Source organism: Corynebacterium sp. UMB8791 (assembly GCF_054166365.1).
Window position 1 is genome coordinate 74907 of the sequence record NZ_JBSZCG010000103.1, and the last position, 25388, is coordinate 100294.

The following is a 25388-nucleotide window of genomic DNA, read 5'->3' on the forward strand; positions in this document are numbered from 1 at the left end:
CCCCTCCGAGAGGGAGCAGCCCACACGGTAGGGTGGCCACCATGATTCACTCCACGTCCGAGTCCTCGGCTGCGCACGCTACGGCGCGTGCGGGCCACGATCCCATGATCCGGGTGCGTGATGCGCACCTGCACAACCTGAAACATATCGACGTCGACTTGCCTCGGGATACCCTCGTGGCGGTCACCGGTGTGTCGGGTTCGGGCAAGTCCAGCCTGGCCTTCGGCACTATTCATGGGGAGGCGCAGCGTCGCTACCTGGAGTCTGTTTCGCCGTTCGCGCGTCGTCTGATCGGTGGCGCGGTCAACCCGCGTGTCGGGTCGGTCGCGGGTCTGCCACCGACGGTGGCGTTGCAGCAGTCCACCACCCTGGGTGGGGCACGATCTTCTGTGGGAACGATCTCGAATATGTCGAATAGTATTCGGCTGCTCTTTTCCCGCTCCGGCAGCTACCCGGACGGTATGCGCGAGCGGCTGGAGTACGGCAGGCTCGACTCCGACGCTTTCTCGCCCAACACCACCGCTGGCATGTGCCCAGAGTGCCAGGGCACCGGTACCGTGCACCGGCCGACGGAAGCGTCGATGGTGCCGGATCCCAGCCTGTCCATCTGGGACGGCGCGATCGCAGCGTGGCCGGGGGCGTGGTTAGGGAAGAACTTCCGCGACATCCTGGGAACCCTCGGCTACCCGCTGGACGTCCCGTGGCGGGATATTCCGCAAGAGGACCGCGACTGGATCTTATTTACGGACGAGCAGCCGGTGGTCACCGTCCACCCGGTGCGGGACGAAAATGCGGTGCATCGGTCGTATAAGGGGAAGTGGCGCTCGGTTGCCTCGTACCTCACCGACACGTTGGCGGAGACGGAGTCGGACAAGAACCGTCGTCGGGTGCTTTCCTTCATGCATTCATCGACGTGCCCGACGTGCCAGGGCCGCGGTTTCCAGCCGGATACCTTGCAGGTCACCTACGCCGGCTACGCCATCGATGAGTTCAACGCGTTGGCATTGAAGGACGTGCTGGCTGTGCTGGAGGCGCGCCTGGAGCGCCTGGAGGGCATCGCGAAGCAGGACTGGAACGAGCACGACGAGGCCGAAGAGCTGCTGTTGGATCAGGTGCTGCCCACGGTGCGCGCGGCGATCGAGCTGGGGCTGGGGCACTTAAGCCTCTCCCGCCCGGCACGGAGTTTGTCTGCCGGCGAGCACCAGCGCCTGCGGCTGGCGTCCCAGTTGAACTCGAGCCTATTCGGCACGACATATGTGCTGGATGAGCCCTCGGCGGGCTTGCACGTCGTGGAGCGCAAGGCTGTCTCCGAGTTGCTCCAGCGGTTCATCGACGCTGGTAATTCGGTGCTTCTCGTGGAGCACGACATGTCCCTAGTAGCGGGATGCGATTGGATTGTGGACATCGGCCCCCGCGCAGGGGAGCGTGGCGGGGAGCTGGTGTTCTCCGGCCCGACTAGCCAGTTCCGCGCCAACGCCAAGCAGCTGGGCTCGCCCACGGCGATCGCCCTGAATGCGGACTTCCCCGAGTTGACGGACACCCCGGCCGACACCGGTGCATCCATCAGCCTGCGCGGTGTGCATGCCCGCGCCTTCGACGGCGCCGACGTGGACTTCCCACTGGGAGCACTTACCGCAGTCACGGGCGTATCCGGTTCCGGCAAGTCCACCCTGGTCATTGGGGTGCTGGCGGACGTGGTGTCTCGCTCGGCCAAGCAGGTGGTTGGCGCCGAGGAGGCATCGGATGGGGATGCGGATGGTGAGCTCACGGCGGGTTCAGATCCCTCTGAGGATTTCAGGGTGGACAACGTAGAGGGCGTCGATAAGATTCGCAGGTTGGTGCACATCACCCAGAAGCCGATTGGGCGCACAGTGCGTTCCACCGTGGCCACCTACACGGGGCTGTTCGATCACGTCCGCAAGCTCTTCGCCGCGACCCCCGAGGCCAAGCAGCGAGGTATGTCGGTGTCGGACTTTTCCTATAACACGACGAAGGGCCGCTGCCCGGAGTGCGACGGTGCCGGCAGTATCGAGGTCGAGCTGGTGTTCCTGCCCGGCACGTACACGACCTGCCCGGCCTGCCACGGCAAGCGCTACAAGCCGGAGATCCTTGAGGTGCAGTGGAACGGGCGCAGCATCGCCGACATTTTGGCGCTCACCGTGGACGAGGCGCTGGAGGTATTCGCTGAGGAGCCGAAGATTCTGCGCTCTGTCGAATTCCTGCACGCACTCGGCTTGGGCTACCTGCGGCTGGGGCAGGGGTCCCCGGAACTTTCGGGCGGGGAGGCGCAGCGCATCAAGCTGGCCTCCGAGATGCAGCGCGGCTCCAGCCGCAAGCACAGCCTGTACCTCCTTGACGAGCCGACGACAGGGCTCCACCCTGCGGATGTTGATCTGTTGCTCGCCCAGCTGCGTCGCCTTGTCGACGACGGCGCCACGGTGGTCGTCGTCGAGCACGACCTGCGGGTGGTCGCGCAGGCCGACCACATTATCGACGTCGGCCCAGGCGCCGGCGACGAGGGTGGCCAGATCCTGGCCACCGGGACGCCGACGGCAGTCGCCCAGCAGGGGACGGGTCCGGATTCGCGTTCGGTGACGGCCCAGGTGTTGGCCGAACGGGCTGGGTTGCGCTGAGGCTGAGCATTGAGTGTCATGTAGGACGCACGCTTGAGTGGTTCCGGAGGCTTCGACGCCTATCAGCGTGGCGCTAGTTTCGGTAGACATGCCTGCGATGCGCGATGCGCAGCACAAGAATATGGAGCTCGCCGTCCGCAATCTCATATACAACGCGGTAATGCCCGACGCGGATGCGGTACTGGTCAAACTCAGCGCGTAGTTTCTTCACCCCGCTAGGTCGGGGATCGAGTGCTAAGGCATCGATTGCGGTAAGGATGCGCCTCTGGGTCTGCTTGTCGAGTTTGCGTAGTTCCTTCGCAGCAGAAGATTTGAAGGTGATGCGATAAGTGGCGTTTGACATAACCGAGCTTTACGCGAAGCCGAGTTCCTTTTTGAGGTCCTCAAACGAGATTTCCTCGCTCTCTTGCCGAGCAATTTCGGCGGCGCGGATGTCTTCCAGGTCCTCGAGAGCTTCGACAGCGCGGGCAAAGAATGTAGGAGAGACGACAACTGCGCGAGCACGGCTGCCCCGGCTGGTGATAACGACAGGTGTGCGCTGCGCTTCCTCTAATAGCTGGCTCTGCGAATTGCGGAACTCGCTGGATGCCACTGATTTTGTTTCCATACCGTAAATGTACATCTTGTACATATCGGTTGGCAACGGTATTTCACTGGTCGTTCCGATTCGGGCTTGTGGTCAAAAGGCGCTGTAGCGCGATTGATCTGCAAGGTTTTGCTCGTGTCGAGGTGTTAAAGGAGTGCGATGCAGGTCGCACATTTTCGTCCAGCCCGGCTGATTTTCGACGACCAGCGTCGCACTCCTTAAGCACCTCGACCGGAATGGGCTGCAGCTGTTTGTTCGAGCTTCCCAGTCGCCAAGTCGAACGAGGAGACACGCAAAAAGATATTGCCAGCCGCGCGTGGACCGCACCCAGCGCATTCGTTGGGCTTGAGGGACATGTGGTGTGTAAAAGCCGCTGCCGAACCACCCATTTCTCACGCTTAAGCTGGGGCTCCACTGACTGTCGATGCCGGTATCAATTCTCTCGGCCACTGTGCTGGGCGCATGCTGGGTGACGCGTAGTCGGTAAGGCACGTGTTAGCATCTGGTGACGGACGGGTGTAAACCCTACAGAAGTTCCCACTTTGGATTTATGGAAATGGCAAAAGCTCCAGAGCATCAATTCGATTTAAAGGCCGCTGCAAACTATTTGGCCGAAATTCTCAATAAGGATGCTTTGAGTGAAAGCGATTCTCGGGTTGAAGGTGCCGTATCCTCGCCGAAGTTTCATGGGGCTGCCGCTTGGATTGATACATTTTTATATCTCGTTTTGGAAGTGGAAACGTCGACTGGGACCACCTTCGTGGGGTTTGAAACTCTCTTTCAACCCGAGGGAACGTTTCACGAAAATTCGGTTGAGTATGAGAATGTCCATGATTTGTGGGCGTACGAAATTGCTGGTGATTTGTTTCTTCAAACACTCAGTTTTGAGGATCCGGATCGTATCACGTGGATGAGAGTTGATACGAAACATTTCGTTCCTGCTACGTGGAGCGATTTGCTGGATTTTGCGTATGGGTCGAATCGAATATGGGTGCGTGATTAAAGTGGTACCAACACCGGCATGAAACCTACAGGAGCAGCCTCATGAACGCCGACGTACACTCCAGTTATTTCCTTGCTGATTCCTACGGGTCGCGCCTGGAGAAGATTGACGAAGAGTCGCGCGCCCTGCTTGCCGAATACCAGACTTTGCAGCCTCCTCTCGTCTCGCCGGATATGGATGTCACGAATCTCCGTGGGACCGCTTTCCCGCGGAGCTCAGTGGAGCGGATCCGCGATTCGAGCCTCAGCGAAGAGGAGCGTCAGAAAGCAGTGACCTACCTGCTGGGTTGTTGGTATATCGACCAGGTTGATGGTGTTTGGGATTTCGTTCCCATGCTTGTGGATAGGCCAGCGCTCTACCTTTCGTTTGGCCTCGGGGTCCGGACGGAGAACGGCTCGATGCTCATTATCGCCGAGTCTGCTCGAGAGCTTGTGGAAGGCGGGGACCTGGCTTTTAGTGAGGCCTTCTATGCGTCCAACGTGAAAGTCGAACGGCGACTTGCGGAAGAGAGGTCGCGCTCGGAGGAGGCTCGGGCCTAGATTCTCGCACCAAACGTCCATGCCATCAAACGTGCATGAAGGTTCGCTTGGGCAAGGACTGACTTGAGTTGAGGACTGTAAGGCGCAGAGTTGAGGTGTTGAAGCACGTAATGATTCCGCCATCTGCAGTGCTTTTACTGGGGTAGCGCAGGAGCACAGCTGCATGTGCGAAAGCGAGTTTACCCCTCCCAATATCGAAGCCACGAAAGTCCTGCGCAGGATTGTCGAATCAGCTACTCTAACGAGAAAGTTGATTTCCCCTCCCTAAGTAGGTTGCAAAATGAAATTGATTAACCGCATTCTCCCTCCCGTCACTGCGTTTCTTGCCGCGTGCAGTTTAGGCGTGGCCACAGCTAGCGCCGATGTCTTTCATGGGCATTGGATCGGCGGCCGAATTGAAGAAACGTATCAACGCCTCGGCGGATGGCCCACATTTGGGGATGCTTTGACTCCCGAAAGCGTGTCGGCGTGGAATGGTCGTTTTCAAGTCTTTGCCCGCGATTCCTCCATTTACTGGCACCCCAACATCGATGGTGGAACCGCCCACCAAGTTGGAGGGGCAATCAGGGACAAATGGGCGGAATTGGGGTGGGAACGGGAGCATCTGGGTTATCCCGTCACAGATGAACTTCCCACTCGGAAGCCAGGAGGGCGATTCAACCATTTTCAAGGAGGATCGATCTATTGGAGCCCGTCCACCGGCGCGCATAATGTTCAAGGCGAGATTAAAAAGCGATGGGGTTTGAGCGACTGGGAAATGGGCCCACTTGGCTTTCCTACGACCGACGAGATCGACACTCCTGGCGGAGAAGGAAAGTTCAATCACTTTCAAAGAGGCTCGGTCTATTGGAGCCCGTCCACCGGCGCGCATAAAGTGCTAGGCGAAATTAGAAACTACTGGGGTAAACACGGGTGGGAGAAGAGTAGGTTCGGTTTTCCTGTATCCGAGGAACGGCATTTGAATGACGGCGCAGTTCAACAAGAATTTCAAGGCCATGCCCTTCAATGGGTTCCTTTTAGGCCCGCATCCCTACCAACCTACGACTCTGCATATGGTAGCTACAACCAGATTTACGATATTTTCAATATCAGTGAGCAATGGACCCCGCAGGCCCTCAATAGAGAGTTGACCACTCGGTTTAATCAATATTTCACTTTCACGGGCTGTCCTGACATCCTCCACGTAGGAGATACTTGCGACCTTGACACAGCATTACCTGTGGTTGCCCCAGTACGAGTAGAGGCCATTTCTCCAGACGGTTTCACCCTTAAATCCCTGGAGGGGCACCCCGAGGGTGCCGGCAGGTTGATTAACTTTAGATTCGTTCCGACTACCGTCACAGGGGTTACGACTATCAGATTGCAAGTACAAGCATGGGGGCCAGTTTCAAGTGCATCGCTCGCCGGGCCTTTGAACTCCGAAACCATCGCTCGGTATTCATGGTCCCGCCTGGCACACAATCTAAGGAAGCGAACTTCGACTGCATCTGCTACATACATCACCGCAGATAAGAACACAACCTCTGTTAGGACGTTGAATGTTCCCAATTCGGACTCAGCTTTTGCCCTTTCAGGTGCTGAGGTGGTTGACACGAAAGACTACCAGTTGAGCGAAGGTATGGACCGCGTTCCGCTCTTCCCAGCAGGAACATCCTCGGAGGAAATCGAAGCGGCACTGCAAGGTGGTAGCATGCCCACTTCATTTCCAACAATCCTTGAAAATGAGACCGACACCTCAAGCGACACCACGACCGATAGTCAGCCAGAGCCCGTTCAGATAACACAGGGAGCAGAAGATAGAACACAATAGAAGTCGTCTCGTCACCCCCAAAAAAGAAGAATTAGGAGAGAAACATGGTCTTTGCGGTTCTCAGTTTCGGTGCAGCAATCGCGCTATTCGTGTCCTTTTGCATCTTGGTAATTGGGTTCGTAGTCCACTTACTCCTAGTCCACTTCTCAGTGAAGCGAAAGGTGCTTTCTGCATACCGTTTCTTAGTGGTGATGGTTTTATTAGCACCTGTTTTTCTGATGTACGACGGGTTCGGCGGTGGGAGGCGTGACGGCTTCTTTAGCGTAGTGGTCACCGGGTATTTAATTACCGCAGTCATCATCAGTTTCCTTGGGCGCATCATTGAGTACTACAACAGCGAAGAGCGGGAGTAGTTAAGCAAAACGTGCGGTCATCATCGTTGCGCGGGGCACCTGAAACCACTGGCGTTGAAGATGGTTGGGTGAACTCGCTGCGGCAGCAGGCGTCGGCTCCCCAAAGAAGAAGTTCTCTTGGGTGGAGGCCCCAGGCTTATCGACGATCGCCCGCTCGCATGTCGAGCGCCTCCGTTAAGCTACCCGTATGAGTTCTGTGACAACTGCTCCGCGCCTTGACCGCGCCACCATGCGCCGTAACCTCGACGGCTTCAAACACCGTTGGAACGAACGCCTCGACGGGTGGCGCTCGCTCGACGAGGGCGCACTGGAACGCAAGTACGCGCAGTCATATTGGGCAGAGCTCCTCGCATGCTTCGGCATTACCGCCTCCCGCATGGACTTGTTCGAACAGGACGCGAAGCGAGCGTCGAGTGGGCAGCGCGGCTACATTGACCTCTTCTGGCCGGGCGTGGTTATCGGCGAGGCGAAGAAACCGGGCGTCGACCTGCAGGTAGCGATCGACCAAGCCCGCGACTACCTCCTCGGCGGTACTGTCAACGACGCCGAACAACCCCGCTACATCATTGCCACAGACTTCTACCGCATCAGGCTGATGCGCCTGGGTGATCCAGAAACGCGGTTCAACATTGAGTTTCCACTCGAGGAGATCACGGATCACGTCGACGAACTCAAGTTCCTGGCGGGCTACGAGGATAAGCTCACGCATGTTGAACAGACCCAGGCTTCGATCGCGGCGTCGAAGATCATGGCGAACCTGTTTACCGCGATGGTCGGTGACGAGGTGGACGAAGAAGTTGGCGACGCAGCCCCTACGTACATGCAGGATGAGGAGCTCGCGGTGCAGGAAACGTCCATGTTCCTCACGCGGCTGTTGTTCCTGCTGTTCGGCGATGATGCCGGGCTGTGGGAGCAGGACCTGTTTTATCGTTTCATTCTTGAGCACACCAACAGTGAGAACCTCGGCACACAGCTTGCTGGTCTGTTCGAGGTCCTCAACACCCCGGAGGAGCGCCGCCGACGCGTCCCCGATTCGATGGCGGCATTCCCGTACGTCAATGGCGCCCTGTTTGAAACTATGATGCCGACGCAGTTTTTCACCCCGGAGATGCGCGACGCAATCCTGGTCGCCTGCCGTTTCCAGTGGACCAACATCTCCCCGGCAATCTTCGGCTCACTCTTCCAACTTGTGAAGTCGAAGGAGGCGCGTCGCGACGACGGCGAGCACTACACGTCCGAGAAGAACATCCTGAAGACGCTCGGCCCGCTATTTCTCGACGAGCTCCGCGAAGAAGCCGACCGTCTCATCAACTCGAAATCGACCAGTGTGAAAAAGCTCCGCGAATTCCGCGATAGCCTCGCCACACACGTATTCATGGACCCCGCCTGTGGCTCCGGAAACTTCCTCATCGTCGCCTACCGTGAGCTGCGCAAGATTGAGACCGACGTCATCGTCGCGATCCGCGAACGCGAAGGCAACACCGCGATGTCGCTGGATATCACGTGGGAGCAGAAGCTTTCCATCGGACAGTTCTACGGCATCGAGCTGAACTGGTGGCCAGCCCGCATCGCCGAGACCGCAATGTTTCTCGTAGACCACCAGGCGAACCGTGAACTCGCCGACCGAGTAGGACTCGCACCGGAACGTCTGCCGATCAGCATCACCGCACACATCACGCACGGTAACGCGCTCGCCGTGGACTGGCGCAACGTCCTACCGGAAACCGCAGGGCGAACATATGTGTTCGGCAACCCACCATTTATCGGGCAGTGGACAAAGACTAAAGAACAGACCGCCGACATGAAACGCGTGTGGGGCAAAGACTACGACGGCTACCTGGACTACGTCACCGGCTGGCACGCCCAAGCTAAAACATTGCTCGCAGAGCGTCAGGGTGAGTTCGCATACGTCACCACCAACTCGATCACCCAAGGACAGCCCGTTCCAGCATTATTCGGACCGCTGATTCGGGATGGGTGGCGGATCAAGTTCGCGCACCGAACGTTCGCATGGGACTCCGAAGCGCCAGGCAAAGCAGCCGTGCACTGTGTCATCGTCGGGTTCACCCGTGACCGTGGCGTGAAACAGCGCCTGTGGGACTATCCAGACATTAAAGGCGACGCGGTGGAGCAAGCAGTTGTTCATGGGATCAATGCGTATTTGATTGATGGTCCTAATGTACTTGTCAAGAAACGGTCGAAACCGTTGGCTGATTTTTTGCCGAAAGCTTCAAAGGGAACCCAACCAACTGACGATGGTCATCTTTTAGTCGAAGTAGATGAGTATGACGAAGTCAAGGCTGATCCAATCGCTGCAAAGTATTTGCGGCCTTTCCGTATGGGAAGAGAACTGGTGCGAGGCCTTGATCGTTGGTGTCTGTGGATGGCAGACGATGACTTCGAACCCACGGATATTGCAAAATCGCCCTTGCTGAAGCACCGAGTGGAAGCTTGTAAACAGTTTCGGCAACGAGGATCGGAATCGAGCGATGCTTTTAAGTTGAAGGATATTCCTCATTTGATGCGACCGAATTCCAATCGCCCATTGGTACGGTACGTCGGAATCCCTCGTGTCGTGACCGACTCTAGAAAATATTACACAGTTGACTATTTAGAGCCGACAACCATTGCAGGCGACAAGGTGTACACAGCGGTGGATCCATCTGGTCTATTGTTCGGTTTGATTTCATCATCAATGTTTATGACGTGGCAGCGTGCCGTAGGCGGACGAATGAAATCTGATCCAAGCTTTGGCTCTACGCTGACCTGGAACACGTTCCCCGTCCCCGAGCTGGATGAGAAGACGCGCCAGCGGATCATCGACGCGGGCAAGAAAGTGCTGGCCGCCCGTGAATTGCACCCGGAGCGTTCGCTGGCGGAACACTACAACCCGCTCGCGATGGACCCGGCGCTGCTCAAGGCGCACGACGCGTTGGATAAGGAAGTCGACAAGGCATTTGGGGCACCTCGCAAACTTGCGAACGAGCGTCAACGCCAAGAGTTGCTCTTCGCTAACTACGCGAAGATGACCAAATAAGCGACTGGATGAGGAAGGAGCAATCGAAAAATGCGAACGGTCCAACCGACCTTGTTCGAGCGGTAGTCTATTTCCTTTGTCGAACATAGTCGTGCCAAGCAAACGACTACGGTCGGTGTGCTCCTGGAATGGAGAATCGCGAATGCTGCAACGTTAAGTAATGCTCGGGCCAGGTCGGTTTTGCCGACGGATGATTTCGTATGACCTCGTCCCGAGAATGGCTAGGGTAGAAAATTGCTCTAAAGCTTTGGAGTTGTATATAGTCCGAATCAAGAGATACCCCCTCCAAGCCTATGCGTTGCAAGCTCAAATGCGAGGGGGGCTTTTGCATAACAAATCAAATGGGGACGCGACTTGATTTTGAATCGCAAAGAATTGGATTAAGGGACATTTTGTGTGTAGCTAACCGCGTCCAGCCACCCTTTTCTCACGCTTAAACTGGGGCTTCGAAGCGGACACCCCGACTGCAGTAGCTTTGCATTTGTTGGAATAGGGCCGGTAGGGTGGGCTGCGATAGATCCCCGGTCAAGCCTCTTTCCCATGAGGAAAATGCACAAATGACCGGGGCCTTTCATTATCTGTGGCGGCATACTCGATGCCGAAGGATTGGGCGGGCCACGAGCAGCGGATTGGGCTGCCTGGCCAGCGGGCATGCACATCGATGACAGCGCAGCTGCAGGTGTTCAGAAGACTGAAATGATAGCAGCGTGGTGAGTATCCGGTAGCGGATCACCCAGGTGCATGTAGGCGTTGGGTCGTTATTTGCCACCTGTGAACGAACGCCAGCGTCAGGGAGTATGCCCTTCACTAACTACGCGAAGATGACCAGCGGGCAAGCGGGGGACAAGGCCTAGCTGTCCCAGTCCACCGCCCAGGGGTCTTCCTCTTCCTGCTGGTCCATGAGGGCGTTGATTGGTTCTGTTAGGTGCTGGTCAATCACGGTCCAGGCGGCTTCGCGCTGGTCCTGTAGGAAGATCTGTTTCATCACCTCGCTGCTGCGCGGGATGTTGGCGATGTCCTTCGCCCACCCGGCCAGGCGTAGCACCCGCTTCGTTTTCGCGATCAGGTCCGCCTCCTCGTTGAGCTCCAACCAGAGTTCCTCGACGGCCTGCGGACTGTGGTCCCTCCCGAGCATCTTCAGAGCTTCCTCCACGGTGGTTTTCATGACGGCGTCGACAACCCAGGCGCATTCTATAGATGGGTGGTGGTAGCGCATCATCCCGACCACCTTGTACGGGTTCCCGTCCGTGGCCTCCAGGGCTTTGGCCACGAGCTGCCCGGCTTGGTACTGGCGGAACTGGAACATCACCCGGTAAAACGCCTGGTCCTTCTCCTTCGGGATGCCTGGTGTCTCGCGCAGTCGGTGAAATAGTCCCTGCTCCATTGCGCGGTGTTCGTCGCTGAGCTCGCGGAGTAGTTGGTAGGCCGTCGGCTCGTTCGCGTTCTCGGGGTCGGTGATTTTCAGGTACTCCACGAGGAAAAAGATTGAGTCGCTATCGCGGTCGGTCATGGGCACGTCCCAGTCGGAGCCGCCGAAAATATCGGGGACGGGACGTTTCGGGTAGCCGTGGAACCGCACTGTGGGCGTTGTCATGATTGGACTCCTTCGATGTTGTCGGTGTCGCTGCAATGTACCGAACGGGTCCGACATGGCACTGAGCCAGCACGCGCTCAGTCGCAGATATGTTCGTCCTGCGAATCACACCCGGATGTCGCGGATAGCGCATATCCTGGCACCTACTGAAAACTTTGGCCCGATGCGTAGGAGGTTCGCCCGTGCTCGTAGACGTGCTCACCTGGGCAACGGTGATGGCGATTCCGGGGCCAGACATTGTGGCGATCGGCACGCAGACGTCACGCTACGGGCAGCGGGCGGGGTTTTGGACTGCGCTCGGGGCGATGCTTGGAGTGGCAACGTGGTCGATACTCGCGCTGCTCGGGATTGAGGCGATCCTGCACGTCGTGCCCGCGCTGTCGGTGGTACTGCCGCTGGCGGGGTCAGTGGCGCTGATGCTGCTCGGCGCGTTTGGTCTGTGGGGGAGCGTGAGGCGGGCGAAGGGGGCGTCGAAAAGTACTGAAGAGCAAGAAGTGGCGAGCGTGGCTGCGCGCACGGCGGGTGCCTCGGTGCGGCTGGGATACGTCACCAACATCTCGAACCCAAAGGCGCTGGTGTTCTTCACCTCCTTCTTCACCCCGTTGATGAGCCACTACGATGGGCTGGCGGAAAAGCTCAGCATGCTGGGGCTATTGCTGGGGGTGACGCTTATGGTGTTTAGCGCGATGTCGGTGCTGATTCAAGTGGCGGCGAAAACGCAGCTGCGCAACATCCCGGGGCTGCAGTACCTGCCGGGGATCATCTTCCTGGGCATTGGGCTGTTCTACTTCGTGGAAATGCTGGCGAAATAGCGCAGAAAATGTGACTTATGTCGCAAAAATTCGGTGGATTTTTTCCTGCGACGCTTTTGCAATGAGGGAAAACTAACAGGGGTCCAGCCAATGAAGTGCTCGCCACGGAAGGGGCGCTACGAAGAAAGGATTCACATGTCTATCGATCAACAGATCTCAGACTATTACGGCAAATTGCAGATGAGGAACGCGGGGGAACCAGAGTTCCACCAGGCGCTCGCGGAAGTGCTTGACTCCCTCAAGATCGTCCTCAACAAGGATCCTCACTACGCTGACTACGGACTCATCGAGCGCCTCTGCGAGCCAGAGCGCCAACTTGTGTACCGCGTCCCATGGGTCGATGACAACGGGCAAATCCAGGTCAACCGCGGCTTCCGCGTACAGTTCAACTCCGCGCTCGGCCCATACAAAGGCGGGCTGCGGTTCCACCCGAGTGTGAACCTGGGCATCATCAAGTTCCTGGGCTTTGAGCAGATCTTCAAGAACTCCCTGACCGGTCTGCCAATCGGCGGTGCGAAAGGCGGCTCCGACTTTGACCCGAAAGGCAAGTCCGACGCCGAGATCATGCGGTTCTGCCAGTCCTTCATGACGGAGCTGCACACCCACATCGGCGAATACCGCGACGTGCCAGCCGGTGACATCGGCGTTGGCGCCCGCGAGATCGGCTACCTCTTTGGCCAGTACCGCCGCCTGGAAAACAGCCACGAGTCCGGCGTGATCACTGGCAAAGGCCTGAAGTGGGGCGGCTCCCTCGTGCGCACCGAGGCAACCGGCTATGGCCTGGTCTACCTCACCTCCGAGATGATGCAGACGCACGGCGAGACCTTCGAGGGCTCCAAGGTTATCGTGTCCGGCTCCGGCAACGTGGCTATCTACGCTGCGGAGAAGGTGCAGCAGCTCGGCGGCGTGGTTGTGGCCATGTCGGACTCCTCCGGCTACGTCACCACCCCGAACGGCGTGGACATCGAACTGCTCAAGGACGTCAAGGAAGTGCGCCGCGGGCGCATCTCCACCTACGCGGCTGAGGCCGGCGAGGGCGTCGAATTTCACCGGGATGGCAACGTGTGGGAGGTCCAGGCGGATGTTGCCCTGCCGTGTGCCACCCAGAACGAGCTCGATGGTGACGACGCCAAACTCCTCGTGGACAACGGTGTCCGCTACGTCGCCGAGGGTGCCAACATGCCGTGCACCCCAGCGGCTGCCCACTACTTCCAGCAGAAGGGGATCGCGTTCGCGCCGGGCAAGGCCGCCAACGCAGGTGGCGTGGCCACCTCCGCGCTGGAGATGCAGCAGAACGCCTCGCGCGACTCCTGGTCTTTCGAATACACCGACCAGCGCCTGCACGAGATTATGTCGAACATCTTCAAGACGGTCGATTCGACCGCCAAGGAGTACGACATGGAGGGCGACTACGTTGCCGGCGCGAACATCGCGGGCTTCAAAAAGGTCGCTGACGCGATGCTGGCGCAGGGTGTTATCTAACCTGCATGATTATGCCCTAATGGCATAAAATACGCGTTCACTGCCCACTGCCGATTTCGTTTCGGTAGTGGGCAGACGTGTTTCCGGGGTAGGAGGAAAGAAATTTTCCTGAATAACATACAGGGCGCCGTATATCTGTTACGCTGCCGTGTATGTCAGAGCAAAAAGTGTTGAACGTAGCAGTCGCGGGCGCTACCGGGTACGCCGGCGGTGAGATCCTCCGCCTGCTACTCGGCCACCCGGCATACCTCGCGGGCGAGCTCGAGATCGGTGCGCTCACCGGGGCCTCCAACGCGGGAGCCTCGGTCGGGGAGCTCATGCCGCACCTGCCCGAGCTTGCCGACCGCGTCATCGAACCCACCACGGTAGAGGTGCTCGCGGGCCACGACGTCGTCTTCCTCGGCTTGCCACACGGGCACTCCGCGAAGATCGGCGCGGCGCTGCCGCCAGAAGTCACGGTCATCGACTGTGCTGCGGACTTCCGCCTGCGCAGCGCCGATGCCTGGCAGCACTACTACGGCTCCGAACACGCCGGGTCCTGGCCGTACGGCCTGCCGGAGCTGCCCGGCCACCGCGAGCAGATCGCGGCAGCCACGCGGATCGCGGTGCCCGGCTGCTTCCCGACGGGCGCTACGCTCGCGGCGTGGCCCGCGGTGGCATCCGGCCTGGTCGAGCCGGACCTGACTATCGTCTCCGTCACCGGCGTGTCCGGCGCAGGTAAGAAGGCGAGCGTTGCCATGCTGGGCGCGGAAACGATGGGCTCGCTGAAGGCCTACAGCGCTGGCGGCACCCACCGGCACACCCCGGAGATCCATCAGAACTTGCAGGAAGTAGCGCAGTCTCCGGTCGGCATCAGCTTCACGCCGGTGCTCGCACCGCTGCCGCGCGGCATCCTCACCACCGTGGTGGCGTCGCTTGCCCAGGGCGTGGATGCTGCCGCTGTCCGCGCGGCGTACGAATCCGCCTACGCGGGCGAAGCCTTCGTCACCCTACTTCCGGCAGGGCAGCAGCCACAGACGCAGCACGTGGTCGGCTCAAACATGTGCCACGTGCAGGTAGAAGTCGACGAATCGGCCAAGAAACTGGTGGTCACCAGCGCCATCGACAACCTCACCAAAGGCACCGGCGGCGGTGCCGTGCAGTGCATGAACCTCGCGCTCGGGCTCGAAGAGACCGCGGGGCTCTCGCGAGCCGGGGTGGCTCCGTAACCGCCAGCCTCACTCCATCTCTACTTCTTCTCATAACGGACTGTAAAGGACATTTTCATCATGAGCACTACTGGTGTTACCGCCCCCAAGGGATTCAGCGCCGCAGCAACCTGGGCCGGCATCAAAGCATCCGGCAAGCCGGATATGGCCGTCGTGGTCAACGAAGGGCCAAAGAACGCGGCTGCAGCCGTGTTTACCCGCAACAAGGTCTTCGCGGCTCCGGTCAAGGTCAGCCGCGAAGTAATCAGGGGCGGCGCGCTGTCCGCCGTCGTGTTTAACTCTGGCAACGCCAACGCCTGCACCGGCGCGCAGGGCGTCGAGGACGCCAAGGCGATGCAGCAGCTGACCGCCGAGGGTATCGGGGTGGACGCCTCGCAGATCGCGGTGTGCTCCACCGGCATCATTGGTGACCTGCTGCCGATGGACAAGATAGAGCACGGCATCGGGGTCGTTGTGAAACAGCTCGGCGACCATGGCGCGGACGCCGCCGTCGCCATCAAGACCACGGATACGGTGGCGAAGGAGGTCGTCGTCAATGGTGACGGGTGGACGCTCGGCGGAATGGGCAAGGGCGCTGGCATGATGGCGCCGTCGCTTGCCACCATGCTCGTGTGCATCACCACGGACGCGGACGTCGACAGCCAAGCGCTGCAAGCTGCGCTCGACCGCGCCGTCGCCACCACCTTCAACACCCTCGATATCGACGGCTCCACCTCCACCAACGACACCGTCATCGCCATGGCCAGCGGCGCAAGCGGCGTCACCCCGACGCATGAAGACCTCGACGCCGCGATGCAGGACGCCTGCTCGCAGCTCGCCGCCATGATGCAGTCCGACGCCGAAGGCGTGACCAAGCGCGTGGCCATCACCGTCGAAGGTGCGGCCGACGATGCCCAGGCGCTCAACGCAGCCCGGACAATCGGGCGCGACAATCTGGTCAAGACCGCGATGTTCGGCTCCGACCCGAACTGGGGCCGCGTGCTCGCCGCCGTCGGCATGGCGGACGCCGAGATGGACGCCGAGAACATCTCCGTCACCTTCAACGGGCAGACCGTATGCGAGCAGTCGGCGGGCGCGCCGGGCGCGCGCGACGTGGACTTGAGCGGTGCGGACATCGAGGTCGTCGTCAACCTCGGCACCGGTGGGCAGGGCAGCGCCACCGTGCGCACCACCGACCTGTCGCACGCCTACGTCGAAATCAACTCCGCATACAGCAGCTAGGAGGCACCGTGTTAGCGAATCTCAGCAGCGAGCAGCGGGCAACCGTCCTGGCAGAGGCACTGCCGTGGCTGCAGCACTACCGCGACAAAATCGTCGTGGTCAAGTACGGCGGCAACGCCATGATCGACGAAGACCTCAAGGCCGCGTTCGCCGCCGACATGGTGTTCCTGCGCACCGTCGGCGCGAAGCCCGTCGTCGTCCACGGTGGCGGCCCACAGATCAGCGCGATGCTCTCCCGCCTCGGCCTCGACGGCGGCGAGTTCGTCGGCGGGTTCCGCGTCACCACCCCCGAGATCCTTGACGTGGTGCGCATGGTGCTCTTTGGCCAGGTCGGGCGCGACCTGCTGGGCAAGATCAACTCCCACGGGCCCTACGCGGTGGGCACCTCCGGCGAGGACGCCGGCCTGTTCACCGCGAAGCGCCGCACCGTCGACGTCGACGGCGAAACCCGCGACATCGGGCTCGTCGGCACGATCACCGATGTGAACCCCGCCGCCGTCATGGACATCATCGAGGCCGGCCGCATCCCGGTGGTCTCCGGCATCGCGCCGGGCGAGAACGGCGAGGTGTACAACATCAACGCCGACGAGGCAGCGGGCGCACTCGCCGCGGCGATCGGCGCGGAGCGCCTCGTGGTGCTCACCAACGTGGAGGGCCTCTACACAGACTGGCCGAATAGGGATTCGCTGCTGTCTAAGATCGAGGCCGGGGATCTCGAGCAGATGCTGCCAGCATTGGACTCGGGGATGATCCCCAAGATGGAGGCGTGCCTGACCGCAGTGCAGGGTGGGGTGAAAGCCGCCCACGTCATCGACGGGCGCGTCGCACACTCCGTACTTCTTGAGCTGCTCACGATGGGCGGGGTGGGCACCATGGTTCTGCCAGATGATTACGACCGTTCCCAGTACCCGGACGGCACCATTTTTAGAAAGGATGACGCATGAAGGACTTCACACAGCGTTGGGCGGGCGCGCTTCTAGATAACTACCCGGTTCCGCCAGTCGAACTCGTCGAAGGTTCCGGCTCCACCGTGACCGACGTGGATGGCAAGCAGTACATCGACATGCTCGCCGGCATCGCGGTCAACGCGCTCGGCCATGCGCATCCGGCAGTGGTCGAGGCGGTCACCAACCAGCTATCGACGCTCGGCCACGTCTCGAACCTGTTCGGCTCCGCACCCGTGGTCAAGGTCGCCGAGGCACTCCGCGAGCACGTCGGTGATGACACCGCCCGCGTCTACTTCGGTAACTCCGGCACCGAGGCCAACGAGGCCGCCTTCAAACTCGCGCGGCTGACCGGACGCCGCCGCATCCTCGCAGCGCAGCACGGCTTCCACGGCCGCACCATGGGCGCGCTCGCCATGACCGGCCAGCCCGACAAGCAAAAGCCCTTCGAGCCGCTGCCCGTCGGCGTGGAGTTCTACCCCTACGGCGACATCGAGGCGCTCACCGCACTCGTGGAGCAGAACCCCTCCGACACCGCGGCCATCATCCTGGAGCCCATCCAGGGCGAGACCGGAGTCATCCCCGCCCCGGAAGGCTTCCTCACCCAGGTCCGCGAGCTGTGCGACAAGCACGGCATCCTCTTTATCGCCGACGAGGTGCAGACTGGCGTCGGCCGCACCGGCGACTTCTTCGCCTTCCAACACGAGGGCGTGCTCCCGGACGTGATCACTATGGCCAAGGGCCTCGGCGGCGGCCTGCCGATCGGCGCGACGATCGCTCGCGGCGAGGCGGCGAAGCTCTTCACTCCGGGCAGTCACGGCACCACGTTCGGCGGCAACCCAGTCTCGTGCGCGGCGGCCACGGCAGTGCTGGCCACCATCGACGACGCCTTCCTCGCGGAGGTGCGTCGCAAAGGCCAGGTGCTTTACGACGCCGCCTCGAAGATCCCGGGTGTGAAGGAAGTCCGCGGGCGTGGGCTCATGCTCGGCGTGGTCTTGGAGCAGCCGGTGGCGAAGCGCGTCGTCAAGCTTGGCCTTGAGCACGGCGTGATCCTCAACGCGCCGGCGGATGACGTGATCCGCCTGACGCCGCCGCTGGTGATCAGCGACGAGGAGATCGCACAGGCGGCCCGGCGCCTCGCGGCCGCGATTGCGGAGGCCTCAGAAGAGGTCTCACAATAATTTGACAGGCTTGACGTATCGCTTTCACATGTGCTGTAATTTGATTGTTCAATTCATTAATTGAACATTTGCTAGTGGGGTGGAGCCATCCACCCTTGCGCCTTCACATTCCTTGCTCGGAATCGGTGCAACCAAACCACAGTGAAAGTCGATAATCATGGCCTTCTCCGCGAAGAAATCCCTCCCAGCTGTAGTGCTCTGTGCCGCGATGATGTGGACAGTGACTGGATGCAGCAGCCCTGCGGACAACGAGCCTGCCTCGGAAACGAGCCAGACTGCCGCAGACGCCTCGCATGCAGTGACCATCACGGACATCACCGGGAACACGATTCAGCTGGAGAAGCCACTCGAGCACGCAGCCATTCAGCTTTCTGGTTCTGGCGGGCCGCTTTTGACGATGGCGGCCCTTGACCGGGACAACTACACGTCTAAGATCGCTGCGATGGATAAGGGCCTCGAGTCCAACCGACAGGACCTGTGGGACCTTTTGCTTGAGGCGAACCCGGAGCTTGCTGATATCCCGAAGATTGGTGATGCGACGAAGGATCAGATCTCCGCCGAACAACTTTTGACGATGGGTGTCGACGGAGTCATTGCTCCGGTTCGCCAGAAAGCAAAGATGGATGTCATCGCTGAACAGACTGGCATCCCGGTAATCTACATCGATTACCACAGCCAAAAGCTGGAAAACCATATTCAGTCCACCAAGATCATCGCTGAAGCCACTGGGCTGACGAAGAACGTCGACGAGATCACGAAGTTCTACGAGGACGTCGTCGGCGACATCGAGGAGCGCGCTTCGAAGCTGGACCACACCACGTCGGTCTACTTTGAGACGACCTCGAACGGCCCGACCGAATTCGGCAACACCTACGGCGCCGGCATCATGTGGGGCGCCATCCTGGACGCCGTCGGCGCGGACAACATTGCGACGCACTTTATGGCTGCGGACGACGCCGAGGCGCTCTCCGCCGAACAGGTCTTGGTCAGCAACCCGGACAAAATCGTGCTCTCGGGTTCCCTGTGGGCGAACCAGCCGGACTCGGTCAAGATGGGCTTCTCTGTCTCCAATGAGGAGGCGCTGGCCTCGATGGAGCCGTTCCGCCAGCGCGAGGGCTGGGACAAGCTCAAGGCAATCCAGAACAACGAGCTGTACGCGATTGGTCACCCTATGACCCGCGAAATGCTGGACTTCTACTCCTACGCGCAGCTTGCCAAGCTCTTCCACCCGGAGGAGTTCGCGGACCTGGATCCGGAAGCGCTGATCAAGGAGTACTTCGATAAGTACATGCCGATCCCATACGAGGGAACCTGGTTCATCAAGTATGAGTAAGGCAAGAACAAAAAGCCTCCCGAAAGGACTACTGGTCGCATTTGCCATTTTGGCGGTCGTAGTCCTTTTCGTGGTGGATCTTTGCGTCGGCCCCGCCAACATCAAGCTCTCGAACTTCTCCGCCGTGCTAGATCCTGATTCGGTTGAGCACATTGCGTTTTTCCGCATGCGCATGCCGGCTGCCCTCATGGCAGTTGGGGTGGGGATGAGTCTGGGGTTGGCGGGTGCCGTGATGCAGACGATCCTGAATAACCCGCTTGCCAGCCCGTTCACGCTTGGCGTGTCCTCGGCGGCAAGCCTTGGTGCTGCCATCGTGTTCGTGATGGCGCTGCCGATGGTATTTGTTACCGGCGGTGCGCTGGTGCTCGCACTGCTCTCTGTGCTGGTGATCTTCGCGGTGGGCAAATATATCGAGATGAGTAACTCCTCACTGGTGCTCGCGGGTATCGCGCTGAATTTTCTTTTCGATGCCTTCCTGTCTCTGATCCAGTACCGCGCATCCGAGGAGAGCCTGTCGTACATCGTCTTCTGGACGATGGGCGGGCTGACCCGCGCCTCCTACCCGCAAGCGTGGATTCTGCTCTCGACGTTCGTCGTTGTGTTCGCGGTGCTGCTTCGCAACGCCTGGAACCTGACCGCCCTGAAATTCGGCGAAGCACGCGCGGAAGCACTCGGCGTCAACGTCGGACGAGTGAAGATCCTTTCCCTGATCCTCGCCTCTATCCTTACTGCGCTTGCGGTAAGTTTCTGCGGAAAGATCGGGTTCATCGGGCTGGCCGCGCCACACTTGGCACGCCGCCTGGTTTCCGAGGACCAGCGTTTCTACCTGACAAGCTCCGCCATCCTCGGCGCAATGATCCTGCTTGTCTCCTCAATCCTTTCCAAGCTGATCGTTCCGGGCGTGGTGGTGCCCATCGGCATCATCAGCTCGATTATCGGCATCCCGTTCTTGGTCTATGCGCTGACCAGCCAGCGCCGTCAAAGGGCGGTGTAGCGGCATGATTCGCGTCAAGAACTTCTCGTTCGATTACGGCGAGCGCCAGATCATCAACAACATCAGCTTCCAAGCCAAACCCGGCGAGGTCACCGTGTTGATGGGACGCAACGGCGCGGGCAAGACCACGCTGATGACGTCGATTGTCCGCTCACACAACCAGGGGCGCGGCAAGAAGATCTCCGGCGACATCGAAACCACTGGCACCATTTCTTACCTGAACCAGCACACGGAGGGTGACCTGCCGTTCACGGTCTTCGAAACGGTGATGATCGGCAAAGTAGCCAAGCTAGGCATCCGCACCACGCAGGAAGACGTCGACGACGTCAACGAAGTGCTGGACATGCTGGAGCTGCAGCCCCTCCGCGACGTCGCGATCCGCAACCTCTCCGGCGGGCAGCGCCAGAAAGTGTTCATCGGGCAGGCGATGGTGAAGCGCCCCGAGATTCTCCTTTTCGACGAGCCCACTTCCGCCCTCGACATCGAAAACCAGTACCGCATCCTGCACCAGATCAAGGACCTCACCGTCCAGCGCAACATCACGACGGTGGTGACCCTGCACCAGATCGACCTGATTGAGCGCTTCGCCGACCACATCATCGTGCTCCACGAGGGCCAGATCTACGCCGAAGGCTCACCCGCCGAAGTGTTTACGAAGCAGACGTTCCGCGACGTCTACTCCGTCGAAGCGATCCTGGCCGGGGTCAAGGACCGGATCCTGTTCGGGTTCGACCTCCTCGACCACCCGAAGATCCCGTCTGAGCACACCCCGACTTCGATCCACTAGGCCCGCTAGTCCCGGTGGCGGGTAAGCTTCAGCGCCCGCTGCTGGTCAAGCACCTCGAAGTAGGGCAGCGGGTCAATGTCGAGCGCCTCTACGTAGTCCGTGAGCATGTTCCGCACAACCTGGTGCAGCTCCTCGACGTCCCACGGCTTAGCGATGTAGTAGTCCAGGTTCGCCTCGTTGACCGCGTGTACGGTGTCCTTGAGCTGAGCCTGGCCCGTGACCAGCACCTTGCGGGTCGCTGCGGTGCGCGGGTCCTGCGCCATCTGCACCAAAAACTCCACGCCGGTGGTTCCGGGCATGCGGTGGTCGCACAGCGCGAGCGCGAGGAGGTCGCCGTCGTCGCTGAGCTCGTCGATCACTTCCCAGGCCTCGTCGGCGCTGGAGGCCACCTCCAGGCGGACGACGTCCGCGAAGGGGAGGAGGTCGCGCTCAAGGGCGGCGCGCACTTCGGCTTCATCTTCAAGAATCAGAATGGTGAGGTTCATGGTGTCTCCTTGGTCCGTTGATACGTAGGCGAACGCTGGCTTGGGTGCCCCGCGGGGAGGACTCCAGCGTGATAGTTCCGTGGTGCTTATTGATGATGCTTCGGCACACACTCAGGCCGATGCCCATCCCGAAGCGCACCTGGCCGTTCTTCGTGGTGAAGCGGGGTTCGAAGAGCTGCTCGAGGCGCTCGCCGGGGATGCCGGGGCCGTCGTCGATAATGTCGACTTCCACCCAGCCCGGCTCGGGCGCACTCGTGCGGATCGTGACTGTGCTGCCGACGCCCGTGTCCTGCATCGCTTCGGCGGCGTTGGTCAGCAGGTTCGTCCACACCTGGGCCAGCTGGCCCGGCATGCACGTGATGTTGGGCAGCTCCGCATAGTCGCGGATGACCTCGACGTGGTCGAGCCGGTGCGAGATGAGGCGCAGCGTGTCGTCGATACCTTCGTGGATGTTCACGTCGGTGACGGGGTCGCCGTCAGGGCGCGCGTACGAGCGCAGCGAGGCCACGAGTTCCGTGATGCGGCTCGCCGCGGTGGAGAGGTTGCGCACCCCAGTGCCGATCGCCGCAGCGCGCTCGATGGTCTCGAAGTCGAGCCTGCGGGAGCGAGCCACCTGCTTAGCAAAGGCGGCGTCGTGAAGCCCGGCGAGCACCCAGCGCTGCGCAAGCGCCCGGTCGCCGATGACCTCCGTGAGCTCACGCCGCAGCCTGCGTGCCTCCTTCGTACTCACCGAGGGAGCTAGTTTCGCCTGCTCAAGGGCTTTCAGGACGCCCTCGCGCCACTTCCGGTTCGGGCTTGACGCCAGCAGCGTATCGACGTCCTCTCCGAGATGCGCCGCCGTACGCTCAATCGCGGCCATCGGGTTGTTCAGCTCATGCGCCACCCCCGCGGCCAGCTCGCCGAGCGAGGCGAACCGGGCCTGGCTCATCAACTCGCGGCGGGCCTCCTCCAGATTGCGCAGGGCGGTGCTCAGCCGCGCCCGCTCTTGCTCGAGCTCCACGGTCATCTCATGCTGGTGCACCTGACTGTTCTCAGAGCGGCGCAGGCGCCGGTCGTAGGAACGCACCAGCAACACAGCGAGCATGCGGTCCAGGCCGGGGGCGATGTCGAGCAGGTAGTTGAGCTGGTCCATCGGCAGCTGCACCGCGGTGACCTCTGTCGTGGTCCGCGCCGTGAAGAAGCCGATGCGCGTGCCTGCCAGCGCCAACAACCCGATGACAAGGCCCGTCGATCCACGGTGCATCGTGATGTCGCCAGCGTCCGTGTTGCGCTGCAGCACCACCTCGCCCGAGATAGTCAAGATGACCTCCTCAACCTCCTTGCCCTCCGTGGTCAGGTTCACCCCGGGAGGAAACACCAGGCGTGGCTGGCGCCCAAGGTGGCGGTCGGCTGCATCAATAATGCGCCCGACAATCTCCTCGTTTGTCAGTTCTACATCCAGCGCCGGCGCGGCCGGCTGATCGTACTGGGCCGCGAGCTCGGGGCTGTCGTGGTAGCGCGACGCCCAGTAGCGGGTGAGCTGCTGCTGCAGGTTCCTGGCCAGTGCCTCCTCGTGGATTTCCGGCGTGTACACCAGCATGTCCAACCTGCCCAGCTCGCTGAGCCGGTCCAGGCCCGACACCGAGGGGGCGGTGGTCAGGACGATGATGCGGGTGTGCTCGTAGTGGGCGTCGTCAAGAAAAGCGACGAGGGGGTGATCAGCGGTGAGCCCGTGCTCGTGCACCGTCACAGTGATGAGCGCGAGGTCCTCTGTGCGCGGTAAGTCGGTCAGCGAGGGGAACGTGAGCACCGTGTGCGTGTCGCCGAACGCGTCGCGCACGATGCTCTGGACGGTGCGAGACGCCTCCGACGCACCGATGACCGCGATTTTCGAGTGGGGAATCATCTACAGCAGCCCCAGCAGCGTCCACACCGACGGCATCACGAAGATCAGCAGCAGCGTTGCCATCGTGCCCACCACCAGGCCGACCTGCGCCATCTGCGGGATGGTGATCTCCTTCGTGGCGTACGCAATCGCGTTCGGCGGGGTGGAGATCGGCAGCGCCATACCCAGCGAGCAGGCGATCGCCACAATCACCGCGATGAGCATCGGGCTCGGCTCGGACAGCGTGATCGCCAGCGAGACCGCCAGTGGCACCAGCAGGTTCGCCGCCGCCGAGTGGGAAATGACGTTCGCCATGGCAAACCCGATCAGGCCCAGTAGCGCCAGGATCATCATCGGGCCGAGCACCTTCCAGTTCACGGAGCCGACCAACCAGTCATCGAGCCCCGTCGCACCCACGCCCGTGCCCAGCGCAATACCGCCGGAGACCAGCCACAACACAGGCCAGTCCAGCGCCTGGACGTCCTTGCCCTTCATCACTTTCAGGCTCAGCAGCGCGACGACGGGGAAGAAACCGACAATATTCGAGGAGATCCCGTGAAGTGGCTCGCTCATCCACAGCGCAATCGTCAGCCCCGCGACGGCGTAAAACAGCTTCGCGTTCGACGACGTATCCCAGGACGCATCCATTGCAATCGAGATCCGCGTCTCCGAAGGGATGAACGCGACGCACAGGAACAGCCACGCAAACACCAGCACAACCAGCATGAACGGGACGGCAAGCAGCATCCACTGCACGAAGGACACCTTGATGCCGTATTCTGCCAGCGCACCAATCGCGATCGCGTTCGGCGGCGTACCTACCGGAGTACCGATGCCGCCCACGTTCGCCGCTAGCGGAATCGACAGCGCCACACCCGCGCGCACCTTACCCGGCGGCAGCGTGCGCAAAATCGGGATGACCACCGCGAACATCGTGGCCGTCGTCGCCGTATTCGACATAAACATGCTCAGCAGCGCGGTAATCAGCATGAGCCCCAGCACCGTCAGCCGCGCCTTGTCCGGGAACGGCCGAAGCATGATCGCCGCCAGGTTCTTGTCCAGCCCGAACTTCTCCGCGCCATGCGCAATCATGAACCCGCCCAAGAACAGGATGATCACCGGGTTCGCCAGCGCCGCAAAGTAGTCGGACGCCGGCAGCACCGTCTCCTTCAGCGCCTCGACGCCACCCGTCGGGTCAACGATGGCGCCCTTCGAAAGCAGGGTGACCTCGAGGAAGATCACTAGCACCGCGGTCGCGGTCAGCGGGATCGGCTCGAGGATCCAGAAGACAATCGCCAACAGGAAAATAGAAAGCATCCGCTGGCCGGGCGCCTCGAGGCCAGGGATGTTGAAAAAGAAGGGGAGCGCGAAGAGCACGGCGCCAAGAATCAGGCCCGCCCACTGCTTCTTCGAAAGGGAGGGGGTGCGCTGCTGGAGCGCCGGTGGTGGAATCGTTCCATGCTGTACAGCCATACCTCTGTATCTTAATCGTATGACCAGCGAATTTCGGTGGTTAGAATAA

General features: G+C 60.7%; 21 protein-coding genes. 15 read left to right on the forward strand and 6 right to left on the reverse strand.

Going from position 1 to position 25388, the window contains the following annotated elements; translation table 11 throughout:
* Positions 1-41: 41 nt before the first annotated feature.
* Complete coding sequence (locus tag ACXIUA_RS03180; RefSeq protein WP_457976097.1) at positions 42-2633, forward strand: excinuclease ABC subunit A; 2592 nt, start codon at positions 42-44, stop codon at positions 2631-2633.
* A gap of 73 nt (positions 2634-2706) precedes the next feature.
* Here the strand turns inward: ACXIUA_RS03180 and ACXIUA_RS03185 are convergent, their stop codons facing one another.
* Positions 2707-2976 carry a type II toxin-antitoxin system RelE family toxin gene (locus ACXIUA_RS03185; RefSeq protein ID WP_256021699.1) on the reverse strand — a complete coding sequence of 90 codons (270 nt, stop codon included), beginning with the start codon at positions 2974-2976 and terminating at the stop codon, positions 2707-2709.
* A 9-nt stretch (positions 2977-2985) separates the two neighbouring features.
* Entirely contained in the window at positions 2986-3240 is a 255-nt protein-coding gene (locus ACXIUA_RS03190) for a type II toxin-antitoxin system prevent-host-death family antitoxin (protein ID WP_256021700.1), read from the reverse strand.
* A gap of 535 nt (positions 3241-3775) precedes the next feature.
* Here ACXIUA_RS03190 and ACXIUA_RS03195 point away from each other — a divergent pair.
* From ACXIUA_RS03195 to ACXIUA_RS03215, 5 genes are all read left to right on the forward strand, one after another.
* Positions 3776-4222 (forward strand): hypothetical protein, encoded by a 447-nt coding sequence (locus tag ACXIUA_RS03195; RefSeq protein ID WP_246814875.1) that lies wholly within the window; start codon positions 3776-3778, stop codon positions 4220-4222.
* 41 nt (positions 4223-4263) lie between these two features.
* Entirely contained in the window at positions 4264-4761 is a 498-nt protein-coding gene (locus ACXIUA_RS03200) for a hypothetical protein (protein WP_070476921.1), read from the forward strand.
* 280 nt (positions 4762-5041) lie between these two features.
* On the forward strand, positions 5042-6571 hold the full coding sequence (locus ACXIUA_RS03205) for an LGFP repeat-containing protein (protein WP_083290767.1): 1530 nt from the start codon (positions 5042-5044) through the stop codon (positions 6569-6571).
* 188 nt (positions 6572-6759) lie between these two features.
* Positions 6760-6924: a hypothetical protein gene (locus ACXIUA_RS03210; RefSeq protein WP_168161596.1), complete on the forward strand. Its 165-nt coding sequence runs from the start codon at positions 6760-6762 to the stop codon at positions 6922-6924.
* Positions 6925-7111: 187 nt separating this feature from the next.
* Positions 7112-9961, forward strand: a complete 2850-nt coding sequence (locus ACXIUA_RS03215) for a DNA methyltransferase (protein ID WP_457976098.1) — start codon at positions 7112-7114, stop codon at positions 9959-9961.
* A gap of 850 nt (positions 9962-10811) precedes the next feature.
* On the opposite strand, the gene ACXIUA_RS03220 is transcribed toward ACXIUA_RS03215, so the two are convergent.
* Entirely contained in the window at positions 10812-11555 is a 744-nt protein-coding gene (locus tag ACXIUA_RS03220) for a hypothetical protein (RefSeq protein ID WP_457976099.1), read from the reverse strand.
* Positions 11556-11737: 182 nt separating this feature from the next.
* On the opposite strand from ACXIUA_RS03220, the gene ACXIUA_RS03225 reads away from it, so the two are divergent.
* From ACXIUA_RS03225 to ACXIUA_RS03265, 9 genes are all read left to right on the forward strand, one after another.
* Positions 11738-12367, forward strand: a complete 630-nt coding sequence (locus ACXIUA_RS03225) for a LysE family translocator (RefSeq protein WP_457976100.1) — start codon at positions 11738-11740, stop codon at positions 12365-12367.
* A gap of 135 nt (positions 12368-12502) precedes the next feature.
* Positions 12503-13849, forward strand: a complete 1347-nt coding sequence (gene gdhA, locus ACXIUA_RS03230; RefSeq protein ID WP_457976101.1) for an NADP-specific glutamate dehydrogenase — start codon at positions 12503-12505, stop codon at positions 13847-13849.
* 152 nt (positions 13850-14001) lie between these two features.
* Positions 14002-15057, forward strand: a complete 1056-nt coding sequence (gene argC, locus ACXIUA_RS03235; protein ID WP_256006259.1) for an N-acetyl-gamma-glutamyl-phosphate reductase — start codon at positions 14002-14004, stop codon at positions 15055-15057.
* Between the two features lie 60 nt (positions 15058-15117).
* A complete protein-coding gene (gene argJ / locus ACXIUA_RS03240; protein WP_457976102.1) occupies positions 15118-16278 on the forward strand; it encodes a bifunctional glutamate N-acetyltransferase/amino-acid acetyltransferase ArgJ in 1161 nt (386 codons plus the stop codon).
* 8 nt (positions 16279-16286) lie between these two features.
* Positions 16287-17222 (forward strand): acetylglutamate kinase, encoded by a 936-nt coding sequence (gene argB / locus ACXIUA_RS03245; RefSeq protein ID WP_457976103.1) that lies wholly within the window; start codon positions 16287-16289, stop codon positions 17220-17222.
* On the forward strand, positions 17219-18403 hold the full coding sequence (locus tag ACXIUA_RS03250; RefSeq protein ID WP_457976104.1) for an acetylornithine transaminase: 1185 nt from the start codon (positions 17219-17221) through the stop codon (positions 18401-18403). Before argB ends, ACXIUA_RS03250 begins: the two co-directional genes overlap by 4 nt.
* A gap of 157 nt (positions 18404-18560) precedes the next feature.
* Positions 18561-19736, forward strand: coding sequence for an ABC transporter substrate-binding protein (locus tag ACXIUA_RS03255; RefSeq protein WP_256006263.1), 1176 nt, complete (start codon positions 18561-18563; stop codon positions 19734-19736).
* Between the two features lie 49 nt (positions 19737-19785).
* Complete coding sequence (locus tag ACXIUA_RS03260; RefSeq protein ID WP_256042089.1) at positions 19786-20730, forward strand: FecCD family ABC transporter permease; 945 nt, start codon at positions 19786-19788, stop codon at positions 20728-20730.
* A gap of 4 nt (positions 20731-20734) precedes the next feature.
* Complete coding sequence (locus ACXIUA_RS03265) at positions 20735-21517, forward strand: ABC transporter ATP-binding protein (RefSeq protein WP_457976105.1); 783 nt, start codon at positions 20735-20737, stop codon at positions 21515-21517.
* 5 nt (positions 21518-21522) lie between these two features.
* Here ACXIUA_RS03265 and ACXIUA_RS03270 read toward each other — a convergent pair whose 3' ends face one another.
* Genes ACXIUA_RS03270 through ACXIUA_RS03280 form a run of 3 tightly spaced genes read right to left on the reverse strand, consistent with a single transcriptional unit; the run spans position 21523 to position 25339 of the window.
* On the reverse strand, positions 21523-22002 hold the full coding sequence (locus ACXIUA_RS03270) for a response regulator (RefSeq protein ID WP_457976106.1): 480 nt from the start codon (positions 22000-22002) through the stop codon (positions 21523-21525).
* Positions 21977-23887 (reverse strand): sensor histidine kinase, encoded by a 1911-nt coding sequence (locus tag ACXIUA_RS03275; RefSeq protein ID WP_457976107.1) that lies wholly within the window; start codon positions 23885-23887, stop codon positions 21977-21979. Before ACXIUA_RS03275 ends, ACXIUA_RS03270 begins: the two co-directional genes overlap by 26 nt.
* Positions 23888-25339 (reverse strand): SLC13 family permease, encoded by a 1452-nt coding sequence (locus tag ACXIUA_RS03280; RefSeq protein ID WP_457976108.1) that lies wholly within the window; start codon positions 25337-25339, stop codon positions 23888-23890.
* Positions 25340-25388: the final 49 nt, after the last annotated feature.

Coding starts and splice junctions, on each gene's coding strand:
- ACXIUA_RS03180 (WP_457976097.1), top strand. CDS start 42: ATGATTCACTCCACGTCCGAGTCCTCGGCTGCGCACGCTACGGCGCGT.
- ACXIUA_RS03185 (WP_256021699.1), bottom strand. CDS start 2,976: ATGTCAAACGCCACTTATCGCATCACCTTCAAATCTTCTGCTGCGAAG.
- ACXIUA_RS03190 (WP_256021700.1), bottom strand. CDS start 3,240: ATGGAAACAAAATCAGTGGCATCCAGCGAGTTCCGCAATTCGCAGAGC.
- ACXIUA_RS03195 (WP_246814875.1), top strand. CDS start 3,776: ATGGCAAAAGCTCCAGAGCATCAATTCGATTTAAAGGCCGCTGCAAAC.
- ACXIUA_RS03200 (WP_070476921.1), top strand. CDS start 4,264: ATGAACGCCGACGTACACTCCAGTTATTTCCTTGCTGATTCCTACGGG.
- ACXIUA_RS03205 (WP_083290767.1), top strand. CDS start 5,042: ATGAAATTGATTAACCGCATTCTCCCTCCCGTCACTGCGTTTCTTGCC.
- ACXIUA_RS03215 (WP_457976098.1), top strand. CDS start 7,112: ATGAGTTCTGTGACAACTGCTCCGCGCCTTGACCGCGCCACCATGCGC.
- ACXIUA_RS03220 (WP_457976099.1), bottom strand. CDS start 11,555: ATGACAACGCCCACAGTGCGGTTCCACGGCTACCCGAAACGTCCCGTC.
- gdhA (WP_457976101.1), top strand. CDS start 12,503: ATGTCTATCGATCAACAGATCTCAGACTATTACGGCAAATTGCAGATG.
- argC (WP_256006259.1), top strand. CDS start 14,002: ATGTCAGAGCAAAAAGTGTTGAACGTAGCAGTCGCGGGCGCTACCGGG.
- argJ (WP_457976102.1), top strand. CDS start 15,118: ATGAGCACTACTGGTGTTACCGCCCCCAAGGGATTCAGCGCCGCAGCA.
- ACXIUA_RS03250 (WP_457976104.1), top strand. CDS start 17,219: ATGAAGGACTTCACACAGCGTTGGGCGGGCGCGCTTCTAGATAACTAC.
- ACXIUA_RS03255 (WP_256006263.1), top strand. CDS start 18,561: ATGGCCTTCTCCGCGAAGAAATCCCTCCCAGCTGTAGTGCTCTGTGCC.
- ACXIUA_RS03265 (WP_457976105.1), top strand. CDS start 20,735: ATGATTCGCGTCAAGAACTTCTCGTTCGATTACGGCGAGCGCCAGATC.
- ACXIUA_RS03270 (WP_457976106.1), bottom strand. CDS start 22,002: ATGAACCTCACCATTCTGATTCTTGAAGATGAAGCCGAAGTGCGCGCC.
- ACXIUA_RS03275 (WP_457976107.1), bottom strand. CDS start 23,887: ATGATTCCCCACTCGAAAATCGCGGTCATCGGTGCGTCGGAGGCGTCT.
- ACXIUA_RS03280 (WP_457976108.1), bottom strand. CDS start 25,339: ATGGCTGTACAGCATGGAACGATTCCACCACCGGCGCTCCAGCAGCGC.